The following is a 26248-nucleotide window of genomic DNA, read 5'->3' on the forward strand; positions in this document are numbered from 1 at the left end:
TATTAAAAATCATAAAAGGCGTGCACATTTAGCAGCCGCTTCTCTTATTAGCATTTCATCCCCATTAGCTTTTGCTAGCGATGATAAAAATGTGCATCAGCTGGATAAAATCACTGTTGTTAGTGAACAACAAGATGGCTATTACATTAAAGAATCTAGTAATGCCAAAATAACCACGCCTTTATTAGATACTGCACGTACCATCAATATTATTTCTAAAAAAGAAATTGATGAACGTGGTGCAACGTCTTTACAAGATATTCTACGCACGACCCCAGGTGTCACTTTAGGTGCCGGCGAAGGTGGTACACCTATGGGTGACCGTCCATTTATTCGTGGCTATGAGGCGAGTACTGACATTTTAATTGATGGTATGCGTGATTTTGCCCGTGGTTCGCACGAAGCATTTAATCTCGAAGCTGTCGAAGTGACTAAAGGACCAGGTTCTGTATATTCAGGTCGTGGCTCTACAGGCGGTACAATTAACCTTATTACTAAAAAACCTAAAGATCGTACTGAATCTGAAGTGACGTCTGAATATCAAAATTCAGGTAAGGGACAAACTAAATACCGCTTTACGACCGATAACAATGTGGTTTTAACTGATCATATTGCATTGCGTTTAAATGCGATGCTGGATCAAGGCGAAATTGCCCGCCGTGATGATGTTGATGTAGACCGTTGGGGGATTGCACCAACCATTACATTTGGCATGAATACCCCTACACGCCTCACCGTTGGCTACAGTCGTTTAGAGTTCAATGATACCCCAGATATGGGTTTACCATTTAGCAATGCTAAAAACCCTGATCGTAAGACCCCAATTGAAACTATGCCATTTGAGACTAACTTTGGCCGTCCAGACATCGATTTTAGAAACTATACATCTGAAAGTTTCGACTTAAGTCTGCAACATGATTTCAATGAAAAATTTAAACTAAATTTCGTTGCTCGTGATTTAGAAACTATCCAAGATTATTTCTTTACACGTTTAAGTTTTGGTTGTGCAGCCAGCAGTGGTACAGCATGTCAAACTGAAACCAATGGTTTAACTTATGAACGTAATGACCGTACGTCTTACCGTACCAGTCATGTCAATAGTGCACAAATTAATTTACAAGGTGAGTTCAATACTGGGCCGATTAAGCATAATTTGGTCACAGGAGTTGATTACAGCAAAGAGCGTATTGGTAATAAGGCAATGACGGTCACTGGAGCAGGTCGTGAGGTTACTGATTTCTATAACCCAACCAATCCAGCACACCCCAATTTTAACATTGACTATGGTAACCATGAAAAAGCTGGTGAAATTAAAAACTTAGGTGTTTACGTCACAGATACTATTGGTCTCAATGATAAATTGGACTTAAATCTTGGTATTCGTTTTGATGATTATGAATCAACTAACTTTAAAGATACTGTTTCCGACAACCTAGTGAGCTATCAAGTTGGTTCAATTTTCAAAATTACACCAAATGGTCGTTTATATGCTAACTATGCAACATCATTGAATCCTAGTGGTGATAACTTAGGTCAAGCTGGCGGTGCAGATGGTGTCGCAAGTGGTAACCGCTTAGCAGACAATATTGATCCTGAGAAAAGTCGTAGTATTGAAATCGGTACGAAGTGGGAATTGCTGGATCAACGCTTAGGCTTAAATGCAGCTCTATTTGAAACGCGTAAAACCAATGCCAGATCAACGGATCCACACGGCATCGTCACCATTGATGGCGAAAACAGTGTTCGTGGTATTGAATTGAGTGCAATAGGTAAACTTACACCACGTTGGAATATTTCCGCAGGTTATAGCTATTTAGATAGTGAGCTATTGGATGGGGGTTATGTGAATGCAGGAACAAGTGCTGCACCTAACTATGTGGCTAATCCCTCTAATGGCAACCAGTTAAAATTTATTGCTAAACACAATGCAAATTTGTGGACGACCTACCAATGGACGGACAAATTTACTTTAGGCGGTGGTGCAACTTACATGGGTAAACGCTTCGTTGATGATAGTAATGACTACTACCTACCCGATCACCTACGCTTAGATGCTTTTGCTAGTTATCAAGTTATGCCTGAATTTGGTCTGCAATTTAATGTCAACAATATTACCAATGAACGTATTTATGATGCGTCTCACGTGGGCGTTTTCTCAACAGTCGCACCAGGCCGTGCATTCTCTGTAAAAGGTACATATCGTTTTTAAAAACCTGTACTAAACTCACAAAAGGATGCTCATTTTAGGTTGAGCATCCTTTCTTCATACCACATCTCAAATTTTATATTGTTCAATACGTTCCAAACTTACGCTTTGCGCTGAAGATCACACTGCAAATCATTCATAATTAATTTCAATAAATAGCTTGTTTTTTAATCTAAATAATCAATATCTATTAAAATCAGTAAATTGTTTACATATTGTTACACTATTTCATCTTATATATAGATTATATATTATTAATCTATTGTCAAAATCAATAGTAAAAATAAATAAGAATTATTATTATTCGCAAACTAATTCACAACAACCGTTCGGGTTCGAAATGGCCTTCATCAAAACACGTAAGAAAATTGTTTCTTCTGCAATTGCTTCGTCTCTCTCTGTTATTGCAATGAATGCTGTTGCACAAGAACAAATCACTACACTTGATACAATTCATCAAGACGTGCAAACAGAACAAAAACAAAGCTTAAAAGTAGATAAATCAGCCAACACAAAATATGTTGCGCCATTACTTGATACACCAAAATCAGTATCAGTGATTTCTAAGCAATTAATTGAAGACACTCAAGTTACGACTTTAAGTGATGCTTTACGTAATGTTCCTGGTATTACACTAGGTGCAGGTGAAGGTGGCAACCCAAACGGTGACCGTCCATTTATTCGTGGTTATAGTTCTGAAAGTTCAATGTATGTCGATGGCGTACGTAGCGCAACTTCTCAAAACCGTGAAATGTTTGCCGTTGAGCAAGTTGAAGTCACTAAAGGTTCTGCATCTGCTCTTGGTGGTGCTGGTGCCGCTGGTGGTAGTGTCAATATGATTTCTAAAGTTGCTAAAAAAGGTGACTTTTTAGAAGGTTCTGTTGGTGCAGGTACAGATAACTACCAACGTATTACCTTAGATGGCAACAAAGACTTTGGTAATGGTATTGCTGCACGTGTTGCATTAATGGGCCACCACAACGAAAAAGCAGGTCAAGCTGATGGTGCTGAATACGCACGTGTTGGTATTGCACCAAGTATTACGTTTGGCTTAGACACCCCTACTCGTACAACTTTAAGCTACTACTACTTAAAATCTGATGATACGCCAGATTCAGGTGTACCGTATTGGACAGATGGTAAATCGGCAGGTAAACCGCTTAATGTAAAACAAGGTGTTTACTATGGCATGCTAAACCGTGATTTCCAAAAACAAGAAAATCACATTGGTACAGTTAAAATTGAACATGACCTAACGGATAATCTAACGCTGAGCAATACAGCAGTGTATAGCAAGTCTAAAAATGATTATCTATGGACACAGCCTGATGACTCTAAGGGTAACATTGCTCAAGATAAAGTATGGCGCCGTGTAAACTCGCGTATTACTGATACATCTACTTTTACAGACCAATTAGCGTTAACTGGTAAATTAAACACTGGTGCTCTTAAACATAGCTTTAATATTGGTGCTGAGTACTCAGATCAAGAATCTGATAAAGGTAACTACAACATTACCGACCCTCAATACCCTGGCCAAAATACAACCACAGGCTTCAATAGCAACTGTAAAGATATCAATACATGGTGTACTGATGCTTATAACCCAAATTCACGAGATCCATGGTTAGGTAGCATTAGTGCAAAAAAAGCAAATACAACCACAACAGCACAAACCACTTCAGTTTACCTTTTAGACAGCATCGAGTTTAGCCCTCAATGGTTATTAGATTTAGGTCTACGCTGGGATAAATTTGAATCTGAGCTGAAAGACAATACTACTGTAGCTACACCGTTAAAAAGTGATACAGACTTCTTCTCATACCAAGCTGGTTTAACCTTTAAGCCTGCACCAAATGGTAGTATTTATGCGAGCTTTGCAACTTCTGCAAACCCTGTAGGTATTGATGCTGGTGATGGTTCTGAATCAACAATTAGCACCAACATTAAAGATCTAGATCCAGAAGAAAGCCGTACTTTTGAAATTGGTACCAAATGGGATCTGTTAGATGACAAATTAAATCTAACAGCTGCAATTTTCCGTACCGAAAAACAAAATACACGTATCGCACTTGATTCAAATACATCAACAAATGGTGGTGCAAGTAAAGTTGATGGTATCGAACTTGGCCTAAACGGCAACATTACTGATAAATGGGCTGTTTCTGCGGGTTATACCTATCTTGATAGCGAATCGACCAAAAATGGTGTGAGCTGCCGTGGTACCAACTGTACAGACCAAACCATCTACAATGGCAACCAAATGCCAAACGTAGCGAAAAACTCAGCAACACTTTGGACAACTTACCAAGTGATGCCTCAGCTGACTTTAGGTGCTGGTGCAATCGCTATGGATAAAGTCTATGGTGACCTAGCGAACACTAAATATGTAAATGGTTATGTACGCTACGATGCAATGGCTCGTTATAATGTAAACAAAAATGTTGATTTACAATTGAACGTAAATAACCTTTCTGACAAACGTTACTTCACTAAAGCATACGCATCTCACTATGCAACAGAAGCTGAAGGCCGTAGTGCTGTTCTTTCTGTGAACTTCAAATACTAATCTGAAAAATAAAATCCTATAAAAATTTATGGGATTTAAAAAAGCCTCCGCAAAGGGGCTTTTTTTATTTATGCTTATCCTTAACCAACAAATTATATGCTAGGTACTTGCCATGCTGCTTCATGTTCCCAATGTTCTTTCTAAAGTACAAGTCCAATCCATTCGCCAAGCCATGGAACAAGACAATCAATGGGTATCAGGCAAAAAAACAGCAGGTGGACAAGCACAACTCATCAAAGACAACTTACAAATCAATACCAGTAGCGAGCTGTATCAAGAACTGAGTACATTTGTTCAACAGCAAATTCAAAGTAGTTTATTAGTACAATCCTTTGCGCTTCCTCAAGACATTCTCCCCCCGATGTTCAACCGCTATGAAAATACGGGGCATTACGGCAACCATGTTGATAATGCTGTACATTTTTATGCTGAAAAAAATAAATCGGTACGCACAGATGTCTCTATGACCGTCTTTCTATCTGAACCAGATGAATATGAAGGTGGCGAACTCATCATTGAAGATACTTACGGCGCACATGAGGTCAAACTCGATGCGGGCGATGCGATTGTGTATCCAGCTACCAGCCTGCACCGTGTGGAACCAGTGACACAAGGCGCACGGATTGCCGCCTTTACATGGGTACAAAGTATGGTGAAAGACGACTGGCAACGTGCGATGTTATTCAATTTGGATATGACCATTATTCAATTGCGCCAAAAGCTCGGCGACTGTGAAGAAACGGTGCAATTAACCAGTCATTATCACAACCTAATTCGTCAATGGGCGGTACTATGAGCCAAGCTATTTTGCCCCCACTGACCCAAATTCCACCATATCTACAGACTGTTGCAGACTATGAGCGTGAAACACCGCAGCATTTATCTGATATGGTTTGGCAATATCTGCAAGGCGGTGCAATGGATGAGGTGAATGTACGCTCAAATCTTTCAGAATTTGAAAACATTCAACTCCTCCCTCGCCTACTACAAGACCTGACCCACGGGCATACCGAATGTGAAATATTCGGGCAACGCTATGCGCACCCAATTTTTGTTGCACCGATTGGACACCAACAACAATTTCACCCCGAAGCTGAGGCCGCTACAGCACTCGCTGCAGAAGTTCTAGGTAGCAATATGGTCCTTAGCACCTTTAGCAATACAGACATGCGTGCGCTCAATGCCGATAATCCGCGCAAATGGTTTCAGCTTTATTGGCAAGGTGAACGTACCAAGTCACTTAACTTAGTAAAAATGGCCGAAGCACACAACTATAGCGCCATTGTGGTTACGGTAGACTCACCACACACGGGGATTCGTGACCGTGAGCGTCGCGTATTTTTCCATTTGCCTGAGGGTATGCAACATCCACATACCCCTGCACATATTCCACTTCCAGAATTACAAGACGGTGATCACCCTGTATTTCAAGGGTTAATGAAAATTGCTCCGACTTGGGAAGACATTGCTTGGTTGGTTCAACAAACCCACCTCCCTATTGTTTTAAAAGGCGTACTCAATCCAATGGATGCCAAACTGGCAATTCAGCACGGGGTACAAGGATTGATTGTATCGAATCATGGTGGCCGTGTTTTAGACACCAGTATTACACCACTAACAGCGCTCAAACTAATCAAGCAAGTCGTGCCTGCGGATTTCCCACTACTCTATGATGGTGGAATCCGTCGCGGTTCTGACGTATTTAAAGCGATTGCACTTGGTGCATCCGCAGTATTAGTCGGACGGCCTGTAATTTATGGTTTAGCGACTGCTGGGGCTTTAGGTGTGGCGCATGTGCTCAAAATATTGAAAGAAGAATTTGAAATTACCATGGCCTTAATGGGAACTGCCCGCATAGACGAGATTAATCAAGATTTTATTTTTCAAAAATAACCAATTTATAGATAATTTTTCTCTATAAATATGTTCTCATTGCAAAAATAGGAAAATATTTTCGGAATAAGTGGATTAATATTTATTTATAAATTTACATGATCTACGGTAAATCTAAGTCAACGTAATTTCACATGAAATTTTGATACTTTTGGCTAAATCTTCCGACTTCACACTTGTAAATTGATACCATAGACACAATCTATATTAGTAGTACCTAATGTTATCTACGCCCTAACATATAGTGGCTACGACAAGGAGTTACCTCATGATGTTGGCTGATCCAAGTAAAAAATATCGTCGCATGTATCAACGTGTTGACTTACCAGACCGTCAATGGCCGAATAACGAAATTACAAAAGCGCCAATTTGGATGAGTACCGACCTGCGTGACGGTAACCAAGCAATTTTTGAACCGATGAATATGGAACAAAAATTTAAAATGTTCCAAATGTTGGTGAAAATTGGTTTCAAACATATTGAAATCGGCTTCCCTTCTGCATCTCAAATCGATTTCGATTTCACCCGTAAATTGATTGAAGAAAACCATATTCCAGACGACGTTTACATCGAAGTTTTGGTTCAAGCACGTGATCATTTGATTCAACGTACCTTCGAATCTTTACAAGGTGCAAAACGCGCAATTGTGCATATCTATAACTCAAACTCTCCAACATTCCGCAATAAAGTGTTAAATGTGGACGTTGAGGGCGCGAAACAATTGGCCATCAATGCCGCAACCAAAGTGAAAGAATACGCAGCAAAACAACCTGAAACTGAATTCGTGTTCCAATACAGCCCAGAGTGTTTTACGGCAACTGAATTAGAAGTCGCTAAAGATGTTTGCGATGCTGTCACTGAAATTTGGGAAGCATCTCCAACAAATAAAGTGATTTTGAACTTACCTGCAACAGTTGAAGTCTCTGGTCCAAACGTCTACGCAGACCAAGTCGAATGGATGCACCGTAACATTCAGCGCCGTGATGGTGTGATTATTTCTGTTCACTGCCATAACGACCGTGGCTGTGGTATTGCAGCCTCTGAACTTGCCATTATGGCTGGTGCTGACCGCGTAGAAGGCTGTGTATTTGGGAATGGTGAACGTACAGGTAACGTCGATGTAGCAGCGATTGCATTGAATATGTATACCCAAGGTGTTGCACCAAACCTAGATTTTTCAAATATTAACGAAGTGATTGCAACTGTAGAAGAATGTACAGGCTTGCCAGTACACCCACGTCATCCTTATGCAGGTGACTTGGTGTTCACTGCATTCTCTGGATCGCACCAAGATGCAATCAAAAAAGGTTTCGAGTTCCAAAAGAACGAAGAAATTTGGGACATGCCGTACTTACCAATCGATCCAAAAGATTTAGGTCGTGACTATGATGCAGTGATTCGCGTGAACTCACAATCAGGTAAAGGTGGTATTGCTTACTTGTTAGAATCTAATTACAACGTGGTCTTGCCACGCCGTTTACAAATTGAATTCTCGCAAGTGGTACAACAAAAAACTGATGAAGATGGTACTGAGATTTCAGCACAAGCCATTTGGTCATTGTTTAAAGATACCTATGTCGCACCTGCAGATGCACATTATGTGGCTCAAAATTACCGCTTACATGACAATAACGGTAAGCAAGTGATTGAGCTAGATATTGAAGTGAATGGTGAAACGCAGCAATTACGCGGTGAAGGCAACGGCCCTATTTCTGCAATCTTGAATGCATTGCAATTACCAATTGATGTGTTGAACTATGAAGAACGGAGTATCAGCTCTGGCGCACATGCAAAAGCATTGGCATTAATTGAGCTTCAAGTGAAAGGTTCTGGTAAGGCTGCTTTTGGTGCAGGGGTACATGACAACATCGTGACTGCGTCAATCGAAGCGATTATTGCCAGCACCAACCGCTTAATTGATCAAGGTGTATTGAGCTTAGATCAAGTGATAGCTGCTACTGCTTAAGCGCTCATCATATATAGGCTAGGCTTAGACGATGTGTCGAGACCTAGCCTGTATATTTTTATCACATAAAACAATTTTAAAAGGATACCCCCAAGTGGTATCCTTTTAGTTATTGATCCTCAAGGTTTAAGGCGAACATTTACAGTGTCCTTTCCAGCTGACTCAGTGGGTTTAGTTACCCCACAAAAGTTCTCATTTGAAGAGCCTCTAGAGCTCGAATGCGGTCGAATTCTGCCCCGTTTTGAAATCATGGTTGAAACCTATGGCGAACTGAATGCAGATAAATCCAATGCGATTTTGATTTGTCATGCATTGTCAGGACATCATCATGCAGCAGGTTATCATCATGCAGATGATAAAAAAGCAGGATGGTGGGATTCATGTATCGGACCAGGTAAAGCCATTGATACATCAAAGTTTTTTGTTGTTTCTTTAAATAATATTGGTGGTTGTAATGGCTCTACAGGCCCAACATCACCAAACCCTGAAAATGAAAACCGTCCATACGGTCCAGACTTTCCACTGGTGACAGTGCGTGACTGGGTTAAAACTCAAGCCATGTTATCCGATCGTTTAGGCATCGATACGTGGGATGCTGTTGTGGGTGGCTCTCTAGGCGGTATGCAAGCGCTACAGTGGTCTGTCGACTTCCCAGATCGTTTACGCAAATGTGTGATTATTGCCAGCGCACCCAAACTGTCTGCACAAAACATTGCTTTTAACGAAGTCGCACGTCAGTCTATTTTATCTGACCCAGATTTCCATAATGGTCGCTATTTAGAAAATGACAGCTATCCAAAACGTGGGCTTATTTTAGCCCGTATGGTCGGTCATATTACTTATCTTTCAGAAGAAGCCATGAAGCAAAAATTTGGCCGTGACTTAAAGTCTGGCAAATTTATGTATGGTTTTGATGTCGAATTCCAAGTCGAAAGCTATTTGCGTTATCAAGGTGAGCAATTTAGCCGTAACTTTGATGCCAATACGTATTTAATTATGACTAAGGCATTGGATTACTTTGATCCTTCACGTGAATACGAACAGTCTTTAGTGAAGGCAATGGCCAATCCAAAATGCAAATTCTTGGTGGTTTCATTTACCACAGACTGGCGTTTCTCACCTTCGCGCTCACAAGAAATTGTAGATGCTTTAATTACAAATAATAAGCATGTCAGCTACTTAGATATTGATGCAGAACAGGGTCACGATTCCTTCTTATTCCCAATTCCGTTGTACGTAAAATCTTTACGTGCCTTCTTAGGTGGCGAACAACACCTCAAAGAAACCACTCTGGAGGCCGTATAATGCGTATCGATCAACAATTGGCAGAAAAGTGGATTAATCCAGGTTCTCGTGTACTTGATTTGGGTTGTGGCGATGGTGAACTGCTCGCGCACATGAGCAAAAAACACAATATTCGGGCATACGGCCTCGAAATTGATCAAGAAAAGATTGCAATTGCCGTCAGTCGCGGGTTAAATATCATCCAGCAGGACTTAAATTTAGGTTTAAGTCGCTTTGCCGACCAATCATTTGACTATGTGGTTATGGCACAGGCTTTGCAAGCTGTAGATGCACCAGATGTTTTATTACGTGACATGGTGCGTGTGGGGAAACAAGCCATTATTACATTTCCTAACTTTGCGCATTGGAAGACTCGTTCATTCCTTGCCTTAAAAGGAAAGATGCCTGTTTCAGAGGCTTTACCATATATGTGGTATAACACGCCTAATATTCATTTATGTACTTTCCGAGATTTTGAAGCACTCTGTGCAGAAAATAATATTCGGATTATTAACCGACTTGCCGTAAATGGGGATCAACAAGACAGTTTACTCAGTAAACATCTCCCTAATCTGTTTGGTGAAGTCGCAATATATCGAGTGAGCGCTCTATGAAAAAATTATTACTCAGCACGACGCTACTGGTTGGACTTTTTAGTATTCAAGCCCATGCAGACTATGTTGCTCCTGCCCCTTCTGTTGCGATGCAAGCTGCACAGTATTCAGTCATGGATATTCACAGCTTAGCCAAAGCGGCTAAAGCTGGCCAAGCAGGTGCACAATTTTACTTAGCGACCAAATACCAAAATGGTAAAGACGTTGCAAAAGACGAGCGTCAAGCTTTCGCTTGGTATAAAGCCGCTGCAGATCAAGGTATTTCTTCAGCACAGCTCAATGTAGGTCGTATGCTTGCAGATGGTATTGGCACCAAAAAAGATGAAGTTCTTGCGCGCCAATACTTTGAAAAAGCCGCTAGCCGTGGCGATAACCGTGCCAGCTTTAATTTAGCTGTGATGGAAGAGCAAAAGAAAAACTACATTGGTGCATACCAGTGGTATGAACTTTCTACCCGTGATGGCATGCTCGATAACAAAGTTATTTCTTTATCTGAAGGCAAAAAAACTGCTTTGGCAGCTAACCTTTCACCTGAACAAATTCGTCAAGCACGTGACCGTGCAGACAAATGGATTCAAGCGCAATAATTTCACTTGAATTGTAAAAAAGTGCCTTTCGGCACTTTTTTTATGTTCAATATTTCATTAACGCGCACGAGATAGATCTTTGCGCATTTGAATAAAACGCAAACCGCTGGCTTCAATTACAGATGACACCGTATAAAAACCAAATGCTTCATACACTCCCTGTGCGTCACAGCTGGAGTTGACACTTATATGTTCATTACCCTGTGCCAGCATAGAGGCTTCTGCATACTGCCATAAAAGACGACCTAGGCCCTGCCGAAGAAAAGATTGTGCCGTAAAAAAGTGAATCAGATGCCCAGCTGAATTAAATGCAATCACAGCACGAATATGCTGATCAGGTGCATAAACATAGTAATGCACAGTCGCATGATTAAGTAATGCCTCTATTACGGGTTGCTGAAGTTTTTGCGCTCCCTGCTCATTAAGCACAAACTGTGGAATATACGGCGCAATCAACGCTGCTATTTGTACTGCATCCTCATGCACAGCCAAACGAATATTCTTTAACTTTTCTGCTCTATTCATTTTATTGCTCTTTTCTTTAACTTTTTCACTCAAATCTACCATGCAGATTCAATCCCTTCGCGCATGAGAAATACGCTAAAATAATGCATTATTTTTCTATCCATGAGCACAATACAATGTCTGCTACTGATTGGCTATCTCAAGGCACACTGGTTCTCGCAAGCAATAACAAAGGTAAAATTGCAGAATTTGAAAAAATGTTTGCCGAATTAAACCTACCCGTGGACGTGGTTGCTCAAGGTCAACTCAATATTGAAGATGCTATCGAAGACGGTTTAAGTTTTATTGAAAATGCCATTATTAAGGCACGTCATGCTTCACGTATTTCCGGTAAACCGGCGATTGCAGATGATTCAGGTATTTGTGTGCCAGCATTAGGTGGTGCACCTGGTATCTATTCAGCGCGTTATGCGGGTGAACATGGTAATGATGCAGCTAACAATACAAAGCTTTTGGCAGAGTTAAAACCACTGCGCCAAGAAGGTAAAACCATTGAAGGCATGTTTGTGTGCGTATTGGCTTTGGTCCAGCATGCAGAAGATCCATTACCACAAATCTTCCAAGGAATTTGGACAGGTGAAATTTTAGAGCAAGCCCAAGGCGAAAATGGTTTTGGCTATGATCCGTTGTTTTGGTTACCAGAACTCAATGTTGCTAGTGCTGAACTGAGTAAAGAAGAAAAAAATAAAATTAGCCATCGTGGTCAAGCAATGCGCTTATTTAAAGCCAGCCTTGCACAATAAAAGTAAAGCCAAAAAACTCCCTGCTGCCAGGGAGTTTTTGTTTTTGATGAAAACTACGCTTAGCGCTAGTCATCAAAGCTGTTGTGCCATAAGACCAATCTTCTCACGTCTAAATTTGCTTAAAATAAATTGGGTAAACACACATGCAGTGTTAAGCCGTAAATTGAAATAATCCCAGCACTGATAATCGTGCCAGACGCAATATATTTTGCAGAATGCCCAGTTCCTTGATAATGCGTTTCCAAGGCCACAATATTGGCGGCTGGAGGCAAACAAAAAAACATAAAAATGACAGCATAAATGAATAGATGATGTGGAATTGGTAACAGCAAATAAGCCCCTATGCAAATCAACACAGCTAAGCACATACGGGCAATCATTATGATAAGACTACGTTGTAAATCACGCCAACCAATTCGAACCTTGCTTAGCCACATGCCCAGTACACACATCCCTGCAAAAGTGACCAATATTTTATTCATTTGATAAACCCACTGCACCATTGGATGGTATTCGTATGCGCTCAAATCCCAAATAGAAAGTATGGCAACAATACTTAAAGCAATAACAGGTGGTGAAATCAGCACTTTTTTTAGAATAAAACTAACTTCTTTGGGAGCATCACTCACGGCCATGATGGCGCAAATATTACCAAACAGTGAGCCACCAATATAAAGTGCAACAATGGTACTGCTGGCATTGGGCCCAAAAATGGCTAAGGCAAAAGGAAAGCCCAGCCATGCCCCATTTAAATAGCTAAAACACAATGCACGTAGCTTGTCGCGTTGTAGCGCATAAAACACGGCAAAGAAAATAATTGAACTCACAAAGCTCAAACCAATCAACCAGATACTTCCGGGTTTATAAAACACCATGTTGTATACGATTAGTGCTGGTATGAACAATTTTGCCAGTGAGGCTGCCAATAATGCTCGTATGGCGTAGAGTCGATTTACGCCCCAGTAGCCCACTAGAAATGACAGCAGTGGCAGTATAAGCACCATAAATCAGCTATTTAAATCGGTCTAAAACCCTATGCTAGCACAAACATTCCATCGTGCTGCGCTTATCCAGCCTATCTCTCTCATTCGCGTCCGCGCTGTTTCTTTGAACTGAAACCCAACTGTCACATCTTTGTCATGCAGAACTGTTGCAATGTTTAAAAATTATATGAGGAAGAAGAAATGGCTGGATTATCAATTTGGCATGTACTGATATTTGCTATTGTCGTGATTTTATTATTTGGTACATCTAAATTAAAAAACCTAGGTAAAGACGTCGGCGGTGCAGTGAAAGACTTTAAAAAATCGGTCCGTGATGATGAAGCCGAACAGTCTAAACTACAAGAACCACGCACGATTGATGCCCAAGTTAAAACGACTGAAAGTTCTATCAAAAGCTAAGAGAAATTCACTATGCTCAATATTGGATTCACTGAGCTACTGTGCTTTGCCATTATTGCGCTTTTGGTTTTAGGCCCAGAAAAGCTTCCTGAAGGTGCGCGTTTTGCCGCCAAATGGTACGGCAAAATAAAGCGCTTTATTAGCAATGTGCAAAATGAGATTGATCAAGAATTAAAACTGTCTGAGTTTCGAGCCGAAGTGCAAAAAGAAATCGAACGCATGACTGAGTTAGAAAAACGCATGCAACAACAAATTGATGCACTGCGACAAAACACCAACACCTCAGCCTTAGCTCAACAGACTCATCCCACGATTCAATCTACACCATATCACCTGCTCAACACACAGATTCCGAGTCCTTATTCACGTTTACATCTGCAACAGCATTTTAAAGCCTTAGTTCAGATGCTTGAGGCTCAAACCACTGCCATTGAATTGAAGATTGCTGTATGAACGAATTGCCCGCGACCTCAGTGAAAACTGAACACGAACAACTGGATCAAATGCCAGTCATGCAGCATTTAATTATTCTGCGCAAATATCTCTTTAAAATAGTGGCAGTCACACTTTTTTTATTTTTTTGTTTATTGCCCTTTCGCAATTTTACATATCAATTGATGTCTGAGCCTTTGCGTCAACAACTGCCTGCATCATCGACCATGATTGCAACTGATGTCACCGCAACATTTATGGCACCATTTAAATTGAATTTATTTGTGGCACTCATGTTGGCCATGCCCTTTATTATTTATCAATTGTGGTCTTTTGTTCGCCCTGCACTCTATGAAAAAGAACGGCATTTAGCTATGCCCTTATTAATTGGCAGTATTGCTTTATTTTATCTGGGCATTGCCTTTGCCTATTTCATTACCTTACCTGCAATTTTGCATTTTTTTATCAGTGTTTCACCTGAGTCGGTCGCACCCATGACCGACATTAATAGCTACTTAAGTTTCTGTTTAAAGCTGTTTTTGGTGTTTGGTCTCACCTTTGAAATTCCAATTATTACTTTGGTCCTGATATTAATTGGTGTGGTCAGCACACAAAGTTTAGTGGAAAAACGACGCTTTATTGTGGTGGGCTGTTTCTTTGTGGCAATGTTTGCGACACCGCCCGATGCGCTCTCGATGGTCATGTTGGCCGTGCCGATGTGGATGCTTTTTGAGCTTGGGCTTTTATTGGGTAAATTCCTAGAAAAACCGCAAAGTACAAACTCATAATCCGTGCACTTACACGTTTTAATATTCAATTTATCTTGGCTGAATACGCTCTTTATTTAAAGGGCGTATTTTTTTATCTTCAGCACTCATCTTTAAACTGTCTTCATTTGGTCAAAAAACTGTCATTTCCCCTTTCTACAATCATAAGCGATTTATAGACCGACTTTTATTTAAAAAAACATTGTTTACGGACGTACTATGACAGCCAATACACAACAGCCAAGCCGCCGTGATTTATTAAAATGGTTTGCAGGGATTCCCTTTTTACCTTTGGGTGCAATGAGCACAGCAGCAGCCCTATCAGGCTGTAACAGCAGTGATGACAGCACAGTGGTAACTCCACCTGTTAAACCTGCGAATTTGAAGTCAGCGACATTTATTAAAATGGATGCGCCAACCACAACAGCAGAACGTGCAAAAACAACAGTAGGTTCAAAGCTCAAAATTGAGTGGGATGATGCAACCTCTTCTGAATATAAATTGGGCTATGAAAGCTTTTTTGAAACGGGTGCTAAAGTCCCTAAATGGGGTGGCGGTGAAATTATTGCCGGTGGCTACTTTGATGCCAAAGGTCAGCCAATTATGGATGTCTCAGTACCTACATCTCCACGCCAATATTTTTCAGACTGTCCAGATGGTTCATCTTTAATTCAATTGGCAGATGCAAAAGTTGATGGTGTGAGTAATCCTGTATTCCACGTAGTGCAGTTTGAATATGCAACACAAAACCAAGCTGGCAAAAGTGAATACGGCAACCTGCCATCCCCAATTGCAATTTTGACTTTAGATCAAGACCAAAAAACGGGTCATTTAGCACTGAAAAAGTACTATAACGTCGATACCTCATCAGTACATGGTTTATGGATTACCTGTGGCGCAAGCATGTCGCCGTGGAATACGCATTTATCGAGCGAAGAATATGAGCCCGATGCTTTCGAACAAGACATTGGTGGTCCAAGTCCAAAAGGAATTGGTAAAAACTTCTTTGGTGATGAAACAGCAGCCAAGCCTTATAACTATGGTCACTTGCCTGAAGTCATTGTGAACAAAGACGGTAGCGGTACAATCATTAAACATTACTGCCTAGGCCGTATTTCACATGAACTTGTGCACGTAATGCCTGATAACCGTACTGTGATTATGGGTGATGACTACACCAATGGCGGTTTCTTCATGTTTATTGCAGACAAAGAAAAAGACCTGTCTGCTGGTACATTATATGTCGCTAAGTACACCTCTGTTTTAACCGAAACGACCACGGCACAAATCAAGTGGATTGAACTCGGCCACGCAACCAGTAAAGAAATTAAAGATATGGTGAATGTACAGAACATTCAACCAAGCGACATTATGGAAAGCTATCTTGATACTGACACCAACAAACCTGCGGATCTCAGTAGCTTTACCCCGATTATTTTAGCCAAGAAAAAGCTTTGGGTAAAAGTCAAACCAGGCATGGAAAAAGCAGCTGCCTTCTTAGAAACACATCGTTATGCCGCATTAAAAGGCGCAAGTATGGCCTTTACCAAAATGGAAGGCACAACAATCAACATCAAAGATAAAGTCGCTTATTCAGCATTGGCCAATATCCAAGATTCAATGATTAAAGATGATGCTTCATGGGTTGCAGCGCATAATGTATCGTTCACTAGTAAAATTACAGCAGGCGGTGTGCTAGCTCATGACCTTGCTGCTGCACAATACACTTTGGCTGGTCAGCCGATGAATAGTGAATGGGTACCGTATCAATCAAAAATGCTCTTAATTGGCGAAGATATTAAAGTGGACAGCTTAGGTAACACAGCAAATCCAGATAAAATTGCCAGCCCTGACAATTTAAAATTCTCTGAAACACTGCGTACGCTGTTTATTGGTGAAGATAGTGGCAACCATCCGAATAACTTCTTATGGGCCTACAATGTTGATACCAAAGTAGCACCCGTGCGCTTACTTTCAACACCAGCAGGTGCTGAATCTACAGGTTTACATGCGGTCGATTCTGTCAATGGTTGGACGTACATTATGAGTAATTTCCAGCACGCTGGTGATATGAAGAGTTTATCTGCAGAGCTTAAAGCAGCCACTTTAGCCAATTACAACAATGGTTTTAGTGCAAGCGTAGGTTACTTAACTGCTGATTTAATTATGCCATCGGTACAAAAGAAATAAGTCGAAGAATCATGAATTCCTAAGTCGAATAGATACAAAAAAATGCCAGCTTAAGCTGGCATTTTTCATTACTGTTTTTATTATTTCAGCGCTAGCATTATCTCATTCATCTGTCCTTTCTGTTCCCCCTGCTGTGTTTTCTCCAGCCAGCGCCAGCGTTGATGATGCAAAGTTAAATAATTTGAACAACGCGTGCCATAAACTGGACTTTGAATAAATGTAGACGATAACAATGCTTCCATCTCAGGTTGAATGCCTGTATTGGGGAGTTGCTCAAGCACAACTTTACGTTCATCTTCTAAAATATCCCACACCGCATACTCAATATCCTCAGATGGAACCTGTGGCTGTTGTAACATAGGAAGTAATTCTTGGGTAAAGCGTTTACGTAAATGTCGTGTTTTCACCCAATCTTCCGACATCAACCCATTAGAAACTACATATACCCCTTTGGCTAAAACTTGTGGTGCTTCGCCTCGGTTACTCATATAAACAGCTTGCTGAGTATCTCCCAAAAACAAATTAAAGCCAGCATAGTCACACTGACGCTTTTCTAAAGCTTGTGCAAAGCGAATTGGGGTTTCATTAGAGGCCAGAAATGTTTGTATAAGATGACCACGTGAGGTCGTATATTGAGTTTTGTCTGTGCCATCTCTGAAGTTGGTAATAATGGCCCAGCGTCCTGTTGCGGTCACACCCATCCATGTACCACCCGATTGCAGGTCTTGTCCTGCAATAATGTCGCTGTTTGGCCATACATGTAATGGTGCGGTAGGACGATGGTAAAATTCATCGCGATTGGAAATTAAACAGAGTGGCAAATCATCCAATACTTGCCAAGCAAAGGCCACAATACACATAGTCAAAGTTCATTATCTTTACACATTGAATATACAACATATTTCTATAGATTCCGTTAAAATCTGTGCAAAACAAAATGCTAAGGAGCAGCAATGCTGACCTACCCAAATATCGACCCAGTGGCCGTGTCGCTGGGCCCATTACAAGTCCATTGGTATGGACTGATGTATTTATTGGCCTTTTTATTTGCTTGGGGCCTTGCCACTCATCGTGCTAAACAACGTGATGGTTGGACTTCAGATATGGTGTCTGATCTGATCTTTTACGGCGCACTCGGTGTTGTTGTAGGTGGCCGTGTAGGTTATGTCTTCTTTTATGGTTTTGATCAGTTTCTTGCGAATCCACTTTGGCTGTTCCAAGTCTGGACAGGAGGCATGAGCTTTCATGGTGGCTTCTTGGGCGTAATGGTGGCCATGCTCCTTTGGTGCAAAAAGTACAAAATGACATGGTTCCAAACCCTCGACTTTATTGCGCCCTGCGTGCCGACAGGTCTGATGTTTGGCCGTATTGGCAACTTTATTGGCGGTGAACTCTATGGTCGCCCAGTACATGATCCAAACTTTGCTTTGGGCATGATCTTTCCAACAGATCCATTACAGTTAGTGCGTCATCCTTCACAACTGTATCAAGCGCTTTGTGAAGGTCTAATTTTATTCATCGTGCTTTGGTGGTTTAGCTCTAAGCCACGCCCACGCTTTGCTGTTTCTGCACTATTTCTGATTGGCTATGGTATTGCACGCTTTGTGGTCGAGTTCTTCCGTGAACCTGATAATGGCCAACTCTTTATTGGCTGGATGAGCAAAGGACAATTCCTGACTGTACCAATGATTCTGATTGGCCTATGGATGCTGTGGTATGCCTACCAGAAAAAAATCTATGATTGGGGTCCACTCAAAAATAAATAACATCATGATTTAGCATTTTAGCGGAGCCTCAGCTCCGCTTTTTTGTACTGCATTTTTAAGCACATTTTATGCTACAGTCTTAGTCTTTCTATCAATAGACATACGACAACATGCTTGAGTTTTGGTTTAATCCACAAATTTCGGTGGTCAAAAAATTCCTGATCTTTGCCCTCATTGCCATAGCCACTGCTGTGCTTTATTGGATGGAACCGCTCAAACTTGATGCCATTTTAATGTTCTTGGGCACAGGCATTATTTTTCTGATTTGTCGCTATTGTAAAATTCACTTCGCCAGTAAAAACCCAACGGGTTTGTTGTACCGTGTACTGACCTGGATTCCGATTGCACTGTTATTAGCACTCATTTTTATGCACATGAAAGATGGTGAAATTTTAATTCCAGGCGCACAAGGGATTGGCTTTATGGCTTTGGCGATCTGCATTTTTTCACCGCTATCGCTACTGAATCAGCATTCATCTGCTGAAAAGGGATAAATACCATGCTGGATTTTTGGTATTCCGACCGCTGTAGCCGAGAAATGAAACTAGGAGCATGTGTCGTCACCTGTTTAATCATTTATGCATGCTCATCCTTTGAAAGATTAAGTACCACCTTAACCTTATTTTGCTTAGCCACAGGAGCAGGTCTTCATTTTATAAGAATATTAAAAAATAAACTCACAGCAAATCATCCTTATGCCGAAGGCTTTCACATTCTATTTTTTGTATTGCCTATCATTTGCATGCTCGCAGTTATCACTAACCTACCAGACAATCACAAACTGCTCAGCGCAGTACAAGCGCTCGGCTTTGGCTTACTCGGTATATTTATAACATCTATCTATGCAAACCGCGCCAAACGCTTCGATTAGCGTGACACGGTGAAATAAGAGACTTGATAAAGTTTGCGGAACTACTGAGATTATTTTATTTGTTTAAACGGTAGTATTCATAACGTACATTTGGATCTTTATACACGGCATAACCACTTTGCTGAAAATCAGATACCCAATTTGAGCCTGTATAGGCTGCAATATGCCCATACACATGCTTTTGAGTGCGATTAATAATATAAATATCGCCTTTTTTCGGACGGTCAAAAGACTGATTAATCCGCTCATAGCCAATTTTTTGTAAGGTATTGCCCCAATCTGCTGCCGCCACAGGATGGTTATTAAATTTAGCACCCGCAGACTCTAAAGCAATACGGACACTCTTGGCGCATTTTTGCGAGCTGGTTTGTGCTGTCACACCACGAAGCTTTTGCGCAAATTTATCGATATCAATACGCTGACCGTTGTTCGCACCAAAAATTCTACGTGGGGCATCTTCTTGTACATTTACACGGCTGTTATTACGACTAGAACGTTTCGTAGCTTGTTGGGATCGGATCACAATTTCTGCTTTGACTGGGCCATTTATACTTTGTAAGTCAACGCCTTGATCATAAACCATCTGAAACAACAACCTCTTTTTCAATCCGCATTGATTGAATTTAATGCCCTAAACAGCGGCCGATACTACGCCCCTAAACTTAAAATATCATGCCCAAAATGTAAGAAAATTTAAGAAAAGGACTTTACCATTCACTATTTGGATGGTTTTTAATCAATTAAAAATTTAAAACTTTCAGCAACTACAATGCCAAACGATAATATTCATATTGAACACCATCATCTTTATACACGTCATAACTTTTTTGCTTAAAATCCGACACCCACTCTGAACCCGTAAAGCCCGCAATATGGCCATACACATGTTTAGAGGTACGATGAATGATATAAATATCCCCCTCTTGTGGTCGGTCAAACTCAGGTTGAATATGCTTATAGCCTAGCTTCATTAAGGTATCGCCCCAATCAGATGCTGCTATAGGATGAGCACCAATAACCGCTCCAGCACTTTCTAGAGCAATTCGAATACTACGCGCACAGCGCTGTGAACTGACATGAGATTTAATGCTATCTAATTTTTGAATAAATTTTTCAACTTCAATTCTAGAAGCATTTTCCATATTAAAAGTGTTAAATACATCACGGTTTTTTAAATACTCCGCCGTTAAATTTGAATTCACTTTAGGGTCTAGACTCGCCCGCTGAGAATATTGATTTGTGTTTTGCACTATTTCCTGTGCTTGTGCCTGAGTATAAGTATTATGTATTTCAATGTATTGGCTATCAACTAACATCCGTTGTCCTCAATGACTCATTTTAAGCTTGCAGTCCTTTGCAAAAGACCAGACTATTTTTCATGCAGACGATAGTAAAAACCCAAACTTAAATCTTCTTTATAAATTTGTAAGTACGCGACATAAAGTTCATCTCAAAACGTAACAAATTGCAAAAACAGTACCCTGTTCACAATAGTTTGCTCAGCACCGAAAACAGGCTAAAATACCCCGCAAAATTTATTTAGATGATGAGAGCGATATGCGCCAATACCTCGACCTTTTACAGCACATTCTCGACAACGGTGGCGATAAAGGCGACCGTACAGGTACGGGAACGCGTTCTGTATTTGGTCATCAAATGCGCTTTGACCTTTCAAAAGGCTTTCCTTTACTCACCACAAAAAAAGTGCACTTTCGCTCGATTGTGATTGAACTACTGTGGTTTCTTAAAGGCGATACCAATGTTCAATACTTAAAAGACCACAAAGTGAGTATCTGGGATGAATGGGCAACAGCAGAGCAAACTGCGCGTTTTGGTCGCCCTGAAGGTGAGCTAGGGCCTGTATATGGTCATCAATGGCGTAACTTTGGCGCGACTCAAAATGCCGATGGTTCATTTAATGCTGATGGTTTTGACCAAATTAAATGGCTCATTAATGAGATTAAAACCAATCCAAACTCACGCCGCCTTATTGTTTCTGGCTGGAACCCAAATGAAGCTGGTCATGTTGCATTGCCTCCGTGCCACACCTTGTTCCAGTTTTTTGTACAAGATGGCAAATTATCTTGCCAGCTTTACCAGCGTAGTGCTGATGTATTTTTGGGCGTACCTTTTAATATTGCCAGCTATGCGCTTCTCACTCACATGATTGCGCAAGTGTGTGGGCTCGGCGTGGGCGATTTCGTTTGGACAGGTGGTGATACGCACCTTTATACCAACCACTTTGAGCAAGCAAAATTACAACTTAGCCGTGAGCCAATGACACTATGTCAGCTCAAACTTAATCCAGAGATTAAAGACTTATTCGACTTCAAATTTGAAGATATCGAAATCGTTGGATACGAATCTCATCCTGGTATTAAAGCGCCAGTTGCAGTCTAAACCGACTGAATTGCACAAAAATCAAAATCCTGCTTTGCGAAAAGCGGGATTTTGCATTTTAATAGGGTCAATTTTTATTGTGTTTGAGTAGTTCGCTATGGCGTTCCAAAATTTAGAAGTTGTTCATGTAGTCGCAATGGACCAACAACACTGTATTGGCAAAGGCAATGAGCTACCTTGGCATATCTCTGCTGACCTTAAACACTTTAAAGAAATTACCCAAGGTGGTGTTGTACTGATGGGCCGTAAAACTTTAGAGTCTATGGGACGCACTCTGCCCAAGCGCGTGAACTGGGTAATTACCCGTGACAACAACTGGCAATTTGAAGGCACTAAAGTTGCTTATAGTATTGAAGATGCCCTAAAACAGGCGGTTTCCGATGTAAAAGCATCAGAAAAACCGAATACGATTTTTATTATTGGTGGCGGTGAAATCTTTAAACAAACCTTAGAGATTGCTGATCGCTTAGAGCTCACGCATGTGGAACTTGATGTGCAAGGCGATGCCCACTATCCAGCCATTCCATCTAGCTTCCAAAAAGTTGCCTCTGAACAACATATTGACGACAAAACTGGGATTGCTTTTGAGTTCGCAACTTACCAAAAATAAAGGTAAATTATTGCAACAAAGCATGGACTTATGCAGCAGCCTTCTCAACCCAATACCGCTATGAAATCTATTGCACTGAAACTCTTACATGGAGTTTTTAGCTTATTTGTGGTACTGAGTTCAGCTTGGCTCTGTATGGCCATTTGGATACAGCAACCTATTAATCACATTGTTAGCTATGCGATTATCGGTATTTGGATTGCCTTTGCGCTCAGTATCTTAGGCATCTATTTTTCATACGTATTCAGTCGGCGCAAAGATATACTAATTTACTGTCTGGCCTTTTTGTTTGCCTTAATTTGGTACTTTAGCCTACCAGCACGACAAGACCGTGACTGGAACCCTGAAGTGGCTAAAATGCTGAACTACGAAAAACATGGTGACCAAATTACCCTACATAATGTCCGTAATTTTGATTGGCATGCTGATGGGAGTTATACCGAACGCTGGGAAACACGCCACTATAATCTGAACGAGATCACTGGCGTCAATATCATTACCTCTTATTGGATGGGGCCTCAAATTGCGCATACCTTGGTTAGCTTTGACTTTGCCCACAGCGCACCACTCACCTTCTCCATTGAAATTCGTAAAGAAAAAACTGAAGACTTTTCTGCAATAGGTGGCTTCTTCCGTCAGTTTGAGGTTAGCCTGATTGCAGCAGATGAAAAAGATATTATTTATACACGTAGTAATGTGCGTGGCGAACAGGTGTATTTTTTTCCCATCAAAATGGGCATGGCTGAACGTAAAGCATTATTTGAAGAATACCTGTCTAAGTCCGATGACTTAGCTGAACATGCCAAGTGGTATAACACCCTCACCAGTAACTGCACCACGCTGGTATTTGACATGGTGCAAGCCGTCAGCAAAAAACAACTGCCTGTAGACTACCGCCTACTCGCTTCTGGCTACCTCCCAAACTATCTGTATGACTTAAATGCCATTTCCCATCAATGGTCTATACAAACATGGTATCAGCGCGCGCACGTGAATCCACGCGTATCTAACAAGCAATATTTAAGCAGTGAACAATATTCTAAACTGCTCCGTCAAGGTTTACCTCTTCATACCCATAACGCACCAAGCGAGCTATAAAACAAACCTACAAATTGTAATAGAGTTATTTTTAAATATTTGTTTATATAGAGATAAGCCTATTACAAAAGAGTATAACCCCATGCTAAAACAGCTCGTTCTTATAACTGCTTTGGGTACTGCAGCAATTCTTTCTGGATGTGAAAGCATGCCATCATCTTCGGCAACATCAACACAGAATCCACAGTTACTCCAAAATCGTACTTGGGTTGCCACTCATATTGGCAACACAGCCATTCAAACCTCACCTCAAGCGCGTAATATTCCGAGCATTCAATTTGATGAAGCAACTAAGCGTGTTTCTGGTGCTGATGGCTGTAACCGCATTATGGGAAGCTATAGCGTGAACCGCGATACACTACAACTAAGCCAAATGGCAGGTACGCGTATGGCCTGCCTCAATAACAATAATATTGACCGTGACTTTAATGATGCTTTGGCTAAAGTTACTCATTACAAAACCATTGGTAAAACACTGCAACTACTCGACCGTTATGGCAACCCCGTTTTAAAATTTGAATCGGCAGTACAACCTCGCTAAATCATTACCATCAGCCTGCATCTGCAGGCTTTTTAATGCGATTTGGCACAGTAGCATTGTAGCTTTGAAAATTGCCCCGATATAAAAATACAATTCAGACATTAATTAGGTTTAACTTATGCAAAAAGCATTATTTGGTGGAGGTTGCTTCTGGTGTACAGAGGCTGTATTTCTACAATTACGTGGTGTTCATGCTGTAACAAGTGGCTACGCTGGTGGCATAAGCCAAAATCCTAGCTATGAAGATATTTGTACAGGAACAACGCAACATGCAGAAGTCATTTTGATTGATTTTGATGAATCGCTGATTAGTTTTTCCCAATTGCTTGATGTGTTTTTTGGAACCCATGATGCAACGACACTCAACCGTCAAGGCAATGACATTGGAACTCAATATCGTTCTGTAATTTACTTTATGGATGATGCACAAAAGGCGCAGGCCATTGAAGCAATAAATTCATTAAAATCCGAAGGATTAAATATTGTGACTGAGCTCAGCCCTTGCCCTGAGTTTTATCCAGCTGAAGACTATCATCAAAACTTTTTTGCCCGTAACCCAACCCAAGGTTACTGCAATTTTGCTATTCCACCGAAATTAGTAAAATTACAAAGCAAATTTAAAGACTTAATGAAATAGTTGATTGCATAGCGGTTTGAATCTCATGCTATTGATCCAAACCAGAAGCATAAAAAAAGCAACCTATTGGTTGCTTTTTTATGCTTAACAGCAGATTAATTATCTGTTGCAAAGGCAATATCACTGAGTCCGGCTCCACTCGCACGTGACATTACTTGCGCAACAGTATCATAACGCGATTCTTTATCTGCTTTGAGTACAATCGTCGGCTTACGTTCAGCCTGACTTGCTGTATTAAAGCGTGTTTCCAGCTCTTCAATTGATACAACATTGCCATTCCATGCAATATCACCATTCGCATTAATGCTAATTGTGACATTTTCTGGTGGCAGATCAATAACTTCAGCAGTAGTTTGTGGCAAGGTTAATGGAATTGATGGGTTGGCAACGGTCGCTGTCACCAAAAAGATGATCATCAATACCAGCATAATATCGATGAGCGGAATGAGGTTCATCTCATTCATGCCTGCATCGTTGTCTTCACCCAATTGAAAAGCCATTAAGCTTGACCTCCAACTAAACCTTCTTGCGCAGGTGCTACTTCAGTCTTTTTTACAGATTCTTGCTGTAACATGGTATCAATTAATAAGCCATGCGCTTGATCTTGTAACTCATTGGTTAGCGTACGGTTGAAACGCACACAAATGTTATAAGCCAATACCGCAGGAATTGCGACTGCCAAACCTAAACCAGTCATGATCAGCGCTTCACCTACGGGTGTAGCCACTTGTGCTAAACCTGCTTGACCGCTCTTACCTACAGCAACCAAAGCATGGAAAATACCCCACACTGTACCAAACAAACCTACGAATGGTGCAAGTGATGCGATCGTACCTAGTACAGAAACGCCTTTTTCTGCATTGGCTTTTTCTACTGCAATTTGACGAAGCAATGCTTGCTCAGCCACAGCTTTACGTTGGTCAAAATTCAGCGGTGCAAATTTTGCTTTTAATGCTGTTAAAGCATCAGAAAGATGAGCATAAGCTACTTGTTTCAGCTGACGTGTACCCATAATACGTAAAACGAAAATAGTCCATGTCGCAATCGACATTGCCAACAACACAAAGTACAGCGTTTTGCTGACTGCATCTGCATGTTGCCAATAAACTGAAAAGTTCATACTCGAACTCCTAATGGGTTAGCCGG

General features: G+C 40.9%; 28 protein-coding genes. 21 read left to right on the top strand and 7 right to left on the bottom strand.

Annotation, left to right across the window (positions count from 1 at the left end):
- The first annotated feature begins 91 nt into the window (after positions 1-91).
- The 8 genes from D9K81_RS00585 to D9K81_RS00620 all read left to right on the top strand — a co-directional run bounded on the left by D9K81_RS00585 (position 92) and on the right by D9K81_RS00620 (position 11119).
- Positions 92-2209 carry a TonB-dependent receptor gene (locus tag D9K81_RS00585; RefSeq protein ID WP_228199822.1) on the top strand — a complete coding sequence of 706 codons (2118 nt, stop codon included), beginning with the start codon at positions 92-94 and terminating at the stop codon, positions 2207-2209.
- Between the two features lie 337 nt (positions 2210-2546).
- Positions 2547-4775, top strand: a complete 2229-nt coding sequence (locus tag D9K81_RS00590; RefSeq protein WP_120374280.1) for a TonB-dependent receptor — start codon at positions 2547-2549, stop codon at positions 4773-4775.
- A 112-nt stretch (positions 4776-4887) separates the two neighbouring features.
- Entirely contained in the window at positions 4888-5571 is a 684-nt protein-coding gene (locus D9K81_RS00595; RefSeq protein WP_120374281.1) for a Fe2+-dependent dioxygenase, read from the top strand.
- On the top strand, positions 5568-6668 hold the full coding sequence (locus D9K81_RS00600) for an alpha-hydroxy acid oxidase (RefSeq protein WP_120374282.1): 1101 nt from the start codon (positions 5568-5570) through the stop codon (positions 6666-6668). Before D9K81_RS00595 ends, D9K81_RS00600 begins: the two co-directional genes overlap by 4 nt.
- 268 nt (positions 6669-6936) lie before the next feature.
- Positions 6937-8634 carry a 2-isopropylmalate synthase gene (gene leuA / locus D9K81_RS00605; protein WP_120374283.1) on the top strand — a complete coding sequence of 566 codons (1698 nt, stop codon included), beginning with the start codon at positions 6937-6939 and terminating at the stop codon, positions 8632-8634.
- 144 nt (positions 8635-8778) lie between these two features.
- Entirely contained in the window at positions 8779-9939 is a 1161-nt protein-coding gene (gene metX / locus D9K81_RS00610) for a homoserine O-succinyltransferase MetX (protein WP_120374284.1), read from the top strand.
- Positions 9939-10532: a methionine biosynthesis protein MetW gene (metW, locus tag D9K81_RS00615; protein WP_120364958.1), complete on the top strand. Its 594-nt coding sequence runs from the start codon at positions 9939-9941 to the stop codon at positions 10530-10532. Before metX ends, metW begins: the two co-directional genes overlap by 1 nt.
- Positions 10529-11119 carry a tetratricopeptide repeat protein gene (locus D9K81_RS00620; RefSeq protein WP_120374285.1) on the top strand — a complete coding sequence of 197 codons (591 nt, stop codon included), beginning with the start codon at positions 10529-10531 and terminating at the stop codon, positions 11117-11119. Before metW ends, D9K81_RS00620 begins: the two co-directional genes overlap by 4 nt.
- Before the next feature lie 57 nt (positions 11120-11176).
- Here D9K81_RS00620 and D9K81_RS00625 read toward each other — a convergent pair whose 3' ends face one another.
- Positions 11177-11644: a GNAT family N-acetyltransferase gene (locus D9K81_RS00625; RefSeq protein WP_120374321.1), complete on the bottom strand. Its 468-nt coding sequence runs from the start codon at positions 11642-11644 to the stop codon at positions 11177-11179.
- A gap of 116 nt (positions 11645-11760) precedes the next feature.
- Here D9K81_RS00625 and rdgB point away from each other — a divergent pair, with 116 nt between their 5' ends.
- Positions 11761-12387, top strand: coding sequence for an RdgB/HAM1 family non-canonical purine NTP pyrophosphatase (rdgB, locus tag D9K81_RS00630; RefSeq protein WP_120374286.1), 627 nt, complete (start codon positions 11761-11763; stop codon positions 12385-12387).
- A 119-nt stretch (positions 12388-12506) separates the two neighbouring features.
- On the opposite strand, the gene D9K81_RS00635 is transcribed toward rdgB, so the two are convergent.
- Positions 12507-13391, bottom strand: coding sequence for an AEC family transporter (locus D9K81_RS00635; protein WP_120374287.1), 885 nt, complete (start codon positions 13389-13391; stop codon positions 12507-12509).
- A 180-nt stretch (positions 13392-13571) separates the two neighbouring features.
- Between D9K81_RS00635 and tatA the strand changes: the two genes are divergently transcribed.
- The 4 genes from tatA to D9K81_RS00655 all read left to right on the top strand — a co-directional run bounded on the left by tatA (position 13572) and on the right by D9K81_RS00655 (position 17179).
- Positions 13572-13790 (top strand): Sec-independent protein translocase subunit TatA, encoded by a 219-nt coding sequence (tatA, locus tag D9K81_RS00640; RefSeq protein WP_120374288.1) that lies wholly within the window; start codon positions 13572-13574, stop codon positions 13788-13790.
- Between the two features lie 12 nt (positions 13791-13802).
- Positions 13803-14243, top strand: a complete 441-nt coding sequence (tatB, locus tag D9K81_RS00645) for a Sec-independent protein translocase protein TatB (protein WP_120374289.1) — start codon at positions 13803-13805, stop codon at positions 14241-14243.
- A complete protein-coding gene (tatC, locus tag D9K81_RS00650; protein WP_120374290.1) occupies positions 14240-15010 on the top strand; it encodes a twin-arginine translocase subunit TatC in 771 nt (256 codons plus the stop codon). The genes tatB and tatC overlap by 4 nt, the downstream gene beginning before the upstream one ends.
- Positions 15011-15208: 198 nt before the next feature.
- Complete coding sequence (locus tag D9K81_RS00655) at positions 15209-17179, top strand: PhoX family protein (protein WP_120374291.1); 1971 nt, start codon at positions 15209-15211, stop codon at positions 17177-17179.
- A gap of 80 nt (positions 17180-17259) precedes the next feature.
- Here the strand turns inward: D9K81_RS00655 and D9K81_RS00660 are convergent, their stop codons facing one another.
- Entirely contained in the window at positions 17260-18039 is a 780-nt protein-coding gene (locus tag D9K81_RS00660) for an NRDE family protein (protein ID WP_120374292.1), read from the bottom strand.
- Between the two features lie 93 nt (positions 18040-18132).
- Between D9K81_RS00660 and lgt the strand changes: the two genes are divergently transcribed.
- The 3 genes from lgt (at position 18133) to D9K81_RS00675 (ending at position 19816) form a co-directional block, all read left to right on the top strand.
- Positions 18133-18945 (top strand): prolipoprotein diacylglyceryl transferase, encoded by an 813-nt coding sequence (lgt, locus tag D9K81_RS00665; protein ID WP_120374293.1) that lies wholly within the window; start codon positions 18133-18135, stop codon positions 18943-18945.
- A 110-nt stretch (positions 18946-19055) separates the two neighbouring features.
- On the top strand, positions 19056-19439 hold the full coding sequence (locus D9K81_RS00670) for a hypothetical protein (RefSeq protein ID WP_120374294.1): 384 nt from the start codon (positions 19056-19058) through the stop codon (positions 19437-19439).
- A gap of 5 nt (positions 19440-19444) precedes the next feature.
- Positions 19445-19816 carry a hypothetical protein gene (locus D9K81_RS00675; RefSeq protein WP_120374295.1) on the top strand — a complete coding sequence of 124 codons (372 nt, stop codon included), beginning with the start codon at positions 19445-19447 and terminating at the stop codon, positions 19814-19816.
- 55 nt (positions 19817-19871) lie between these two features.
- On the opposite strand, the gene D9K81_RS00680 is transcribed toward D9K81_RS00675, so the two are convergent.
- Together D9K81_RS00680 and D9K81_RS00685 are read right to left on the bottom strand one after the other, a co-directional pair.
- Positions 19872-20399 carry a peptidoglycan amidohydrolase family protein gene (locus D9K81_RS00680; RefSeq protein WP_120374296.1) on the bottom strand — a complete coding sequence of 176 codons (528 nt, stop codon included), beginning with the start codon at positions 20397-20399 and terminating at the stop codon, positions 19872-19874.
- Positions 20400-20580: 181 nt separating this feature from the next.
- Positions 20581-21132 carry a hypothetical protein gene (locus D9K81_RS00685; RefSeq protein ID WP_120374297.1) on the bottom strand — a complete coding sequence of 184 codons (552 nt, stop codon included), beginning with the start codon at positions 21130-21132 and terminating at the stop codon, positions 20581-20583.
- A 241-nt stretch (positions 21133-21373) separates the two neighbouring features.
- Between D9K81_RS00685 and thyA the strand changes: the two genes are divergently transcribed.
- The 5 genes from thyA to msrA all read left to right on the top strand — a co-directional run bounded on the left by thyA (position 21374) and on the right by msrA (position 25102).
- Positions 21374-22216, top strand: coding sequence for a thymidylate synthase (thyA, locus tag D9K81_RS00690; RefSeq protein WP_120374298.1), 843 nt, complete (start codon positions 21374-21376; stop codon positions 22214-22216).
- Between the two features lie 97 nt (positions 22217-22313).
- Positions 22314-22826 carry a dihydrofolate reductase gene (locus D9K81_RS00695; RefSeq protein WP_120374299.1) on the top strand — a complete coding sequence of 171 codons (513 nt, stop codon included), beginning with the start codon at positions 22314-22316 and terminating at the stop codon, positions 22824-22826.
- A gap of 30 nt (positions 22827-22856) precedes the next feature.
- Positions 22857-23924: an Lnb N-terminal periplasmic domain-containing protein gene (locus D9K81_RS00700; RefSeq protein WP_120374300.1), complete on the top strand. Its 1068-nt coding sequence runs from the start codon at positions 22857-22859 to the stop codon at positions 23922-23924.
- A gap of 82 nt (positions 23925-24006) precedes the next feature.
- Entirely contained in the window at positions 24007-24465 is a 459-nt protein-coding gene (locus D9K81_RS00705) for an META domain-containing protein (protein WP_120374301.1), read from the top strand.
- A 118-nt stretch (positions 24466-24583) separates the two neighbouring features.
- Positions 24584-25102 carry a peptide-methionine (S)-S-oxide reductase MsrA gene (msrA, locus tag D9K81_RS00710; RefSeq protein WP_120374302.1) on the top strand — a complete coding sequence of 173 codons (519 nt, stop codon included), beginning with the start codon at positions 24584-24586 and terminating at the stop codon, positions 25100-25102.
- A gap of 95 nt (positions 25103-25197) precedes the next feature.
- Here the strand turns inward: msrA and D9K81_RS00715 are convergent, their stop codons facing one another.
- Positions 25198-25602: an ExbD/TolR family protein gene (locus D9K81_RS00715; protein ID WP_120374303.1), complete on the bottom strand. Its 405-nt coding sequence runs from the start codon at positions 25600-25602 to the stop codon at positions 25198-25200.
- Positions 25602-26222 (bottom strand): MotA/TolQ/ExbB proton channel family protein, encoded by a 621-nt coding sequence (locus D9K81_RS00720; protein WP_120374304.1) that lies wholly within the window; start codon positions 26220-26222, stop codon positions 25602-25604. The genes D9K81_RS00715 and D9K81_RS00720 overlap by 1 nt, the downstream gene beginning before the upstream one ends.
- Positions 26223-26248: the final 26 nt, after the last annotated feature.

This window comes from Acinetobacter chengduensis, assembly GCF_003664645.1.
GTDB lineage: Bacteria > Pseudomonadota > Gammaproteobacteria > Pseudomonadales > Moraxellaceae > Acinetobacter > Acinetobacter chengduensis.

What these genes read in the sequence shown, in the direction of transcription:
- D9K81_RS00590 (WP_120374280.1), top strand. Translation starts at nt 2,547, where the DNA reads ATGGCCTTCATCAAAACACGTAAGAAAATTGTTTCTTCTGCAATTGCT.
- D9K81_RS00595 (WP_120374281.1), top strand. Translation starts at nt 4,888, where the DNA reads ATGCTGCTTCATGTTCCCAATGTTCTTTCTAAAGTACAAGTCCAATCC.
- D9K81_RS00600 (WP_120374282.1), top strand. Translation starts at nt 5,568, where the DNA reads ATGAGCCAAGCTATTTTGCCCCCACTGACCCAAATTCCACCATATCTA.
- leuA (WP_120374283.1), top strand. Translation starts at nt 6,937, where the DNA reads ATGATGTTGGCTGATCCAAGTAAAAAATATCGTCGCATGTATCAACGT.
- metW (WP_120364958.1), top strand. Translation starts at nt 9,939, where the DNA reads ATGCGTATCGATCAACAATTGGCAGAAAAGTGGATTAATCCAGGTTCT.
- D9K81_RS00620 (WP_120374285.1), top strand. Translation starts at nt 10,529, where the DNA reads ATGAAAAAATTATTACTCAGCACGACGCTACTGGTTGGACTTTTTAGT.
- D9K81_RS00625 (WP_120374321.1), bottom strand. Translation starts at nt 11,644, where the DNA reads ATGAATAGAGCAGAAAAGTTAAAGAATATTCGTTTGGCTGTGCATGAG.
- rdgB (WP_120374286.1), top strand. Translation starts at nt 11,761, where the DNA reads ATGTCTGCTACTGATTGGCTATCTCAAGGCACACTGGTTCTCGCAAGC.
- D9K81_RS00635 (WP_120374287.1), bottom strand. Translation starts at nt 13,391, where the DNA reads ATGGTGCTTATACTGCCACTGCTGTCATTTCTAGTGGGCTACTGGGGC.
- tatA (WP_120374288.1), top strand. Translation starts at nt 13,572, where the DNA reads ATGGCTGGATTATCAATTTGGCATGTACTGATATTTGCTATTGTCGTG.
- tatB (WP_120374289.1), top strand. Translation starts at nt 13,803, where the DNA reads ATGCTCAATATTGGATTCACTGAGCTACTGTGCTTTGCCATTATTGCG.
- tatC (WP_120374290.1), top strand. Translation starts at nt 14,240, where the DNA reads ATGAACGAATTGCCCGCGACCTCAGTGAAAACTGAACACGAACAACTG.
- D9K81_RS00655 (WP_120374291.1), top strand. Translation starts at nt 15,209, where the DNA reads ATGACAGCCAATACACAACAGCCAAGCCGCCGTGATTTATTAAAATGG.
- D9K81_RS00660 (WP_120374292.1), bottom strand. Translation starts at nt 18,039, where the DNA reads ATGTGTATTGTGGCCTTTGCTTGGCAAGTATTGGATGATTTGCCACTC.
- lgt (WP_120374293.1), top strand. Translation starts at nt 18,133, where the DNA reads ATGCTGACCTACCCAAATATCGACCCAGTGGCCGTGTCGCTGGGCCCA.
- D9K81_RS00670 (WP_120374294.1), top strand. Translation starts at nt 19,056, where the DNA reads ATGCTTGAGTTTTGGTTTAATCCACAAATTTCGGTGGTCAAAAAATTC.
- D9K81_RS00675 (WP_120374295.1), top strand. Translation starts at nt 19,445, where the DNA reads ATGCTGGATTTTTGGTATTCCGACCGCTGTAGCCGAGAAATGAAACTA.
- D9K81_RS00680 (WP_120374296.1), bottom strand. Translation starts at nt 20,399, where the DNA reads ATGGTTTATGATCAAGGCGTTGACTTACAAAGTATAAATGGCCCAGTC.
- D9K81_RS00685 (WP_120374297.1), bottom strand. Translation starts at nt 21,132, where the DNA reads ATGTTAGTTGATAGCCAATACATTGAAATACATAATACTTATACTCAG.
- thyA (WP_120374298.1), top strand. Translation starts at nt 21,374, where the DNA reads ATGCGCCAATACCTCGACCTTTTACAGCACATTCTCGACAACGGTGGC.
- D9K81_RS00695 (WP_120374299.1), top strand. Translation starts at nt 22,314, where the DNA reads ATGGCGTTCCAAAATTTAGAAGTTGTTCATGTAGTCGCAATGGACCAA.
- D9K81_RS00700 (WP_120374300.1), top strand. Translation starts at nt 22,857, where the DNA reads ATGCAGCAGCCTTCTCAACCCAATACCGCTATGAAATCTATTGCACTG.
- D9K81_RS00705 (WP_120374301.1), top strand. Translation starts at nt 24,007, where the DNA reads ATGCTAAAACAGCTCGTTCTTATAACTGCTTTGGGTACTGCAGCAATT.
- msrA (WP_120374302.1), top strand. Translation starts at nt 24,584, where the DNA reads ATGCAAAAAGCATTATTTGGTGGAGGTTGCTTCTGGTGTACAGAGGCT.
- D9K81_RS00715 (WP_120374303.1), bottom strand. Translation starts at nt 25,602, where the DNA reads ATGGCTTTTCAATTGGGTGAAGACAACGATGCAGGCATGAATGAGATG.
- D9K81_RS00720 (WP_120374304.1), bottom strand. Translation starts at nt 26,222, where the DNA reads ATGAACTTTTCAGTTTATTGGCAACATGCAGATGCAGTCAGCAAAACG.